Raw genomic sequence first — 1,941 nt, forward strand, 5'->3', positions numbered from 1 at the left:
AGTCCACCACGACCACCACACCGGCGACCGACTCGTCGGCTACGTCGTCCCCCGCAACCACACCCCCCTCGACCCCACCACGATCCACACCTTCGCCGCCGACCACCTCCCCGACTACATGGTGCCCTCACCGATTACCGTGCTGGATCGATTGCCGTTGACGGCCAGTGGGAAGGTGGATCGGCGGGCGTTGCCGGCACCGGTGTTTCCGGTGCCGCAGTACCGGGCGCCGGTGACGGTGGCGGAGGGGGTCGTTGCCGGCGTGTTCGCAGATGTCCTCGGCCGCGAGAGGGTCGGGCTCGACGACGACTTCTTCACCCTGGGCGGCAACTCGCTGCTCGCGACGCAGGTGGTGTCGCGGCTAAGCGTGGCGATGGATGCGCGGGTACCGATGCGAGTGCTGTTCGAGGCGTCGTCGGTGCAGGCACTGTCGACGTGGCTCGAGTCCCAGGCGACGGCGGGTGCACACCCACCCCTGGTTCCGCGGACCCGACCCGAACACATCCCGCTATCGTATGCGCAGCAACGCATCTGGTTCCTCAACCGGTTCGACCCACACTCACCGATCTACAACATTCCATTCGCCGTGCGCCTGTCGGGAACCATGGACACGGCCGCACTACTGGCAGCGATCGCAGACGTCGTGGACCGGCACGAGACCCTCCGGACGATCTACCCCGAATCCGAGACCGGCCCGCACCAAGTGGTCGTCCCGGCGGCCGAGGCCAGCGGCGGATTCGCCACCGCCGCGGTGACCGAGAACGAGCTCGCCACGCGACTGCTGTCGATGGCCTCCGCCGAGTTCGACGTCACCACATCGGTGCCGGTGCGGGCCGCCTTGTTCGAGACGGCCGACAACGAGCACGTGCTCGCCGTGGTGCTGCACCACATCTGCGCCGACGGCTCCTCGATCGCCCCGCTGGCCCGGGATCTCATGACCGCCTACACGGCGCGCACCCACGGGAACCCACCCGCCTGGAGCGCACCGACTGTGCAGTACGCCGACTACACCCTGTGGCAACGCGAACTACTCGGCTCCGACGACGACCCCGATTCGTTGCTCACCCGGCAGCTGACCTACTGGCGTTCCACACTCGACGGGCTGCCCGAACAGCTCGAACTGCCCGGGAACCGAACGCCGCCCGCCGTCACCCACCGTGGACGAACACACACGTTCACCATCGACACGCCCACCCACCGCGCGGCAGCCGAACTCGCACGACAACACACCGCGACCGTGTTCATGGTGCTGCACACCACATTCGCGATATTCCTGGCCCGAACATCGGGCACCGCGGATATCGCGATCGGCACCCCCGTCGCCGGCCGCGGCGACCCGGCCCTCGACGACCTGGTCGGCATGTTCGTCAACACCCTCGCACTGCGAACCCCAGTCGACGATGCCAGCAGCTTCACCCAACTGCTCACGACGGTGCGAGAAACCGACCTGGCCGCATTCGAGCACGCCGACGTGCCGTTCGAACAGGTGGTACAAGCCCTCAACCCGACACGATCGACCACCCGACACCCACTGTTCCAGGTCATGCTCGTCTTCCAGAACCAAGAGCACCCGAACCTCGAACTGGCGGGACTGACCGCCCGTATCGAGGACATCGACCACACCGCCACCCAGTTCGACCTCACGCTGGTGGTGAGCGAACGCGTCGATCGCGATGGTGCCGCTCGAGGTTTGACCGCCGCACTGACTTACGCGCAGGACCTGTTCGACGAGGACACCGTCCACGGATTCGCCGACCGATTCACCCGACTCCTCGAGGCAGCGGTGGCCGATCCCGACAGCCCAGTCGGCGACCTCGACCTCCTCGACGCCGACGAAAAACAGCTGATCCTCGAGGACTGGAACCACACCGATCATGCGACAACCACCGACACACTGGTGTCGATGTTCGGTGCGCAGGTGACGCGCACACCCGACGCGCC

Annotated in this window: 1 protein-coding gene; it reads left to right on the forward strand. The window is 66.8% G+C overall.

Annotated features, from left to right (window positions below; genetic code table 11):
• Positions 1–1,941, forward strand: a 1,941-nt coding sequence (locus HGB39_RS37990; protein WP_247607641.1) for a condensation domain-containing protein, incomplete at both ends; no start/stop codon positions are given.

It is taken from the genome of Rhodococcus opacus (assembly GCF_012396235.1).
GTDB classification, from domain to species: domain Bacteria; phylum Actinomycetota; class Actinomycetes; order Mycobacteriales; family Mycobacteriaceae; genus Rhodococcus_F; species Rhodococcus_F opacus.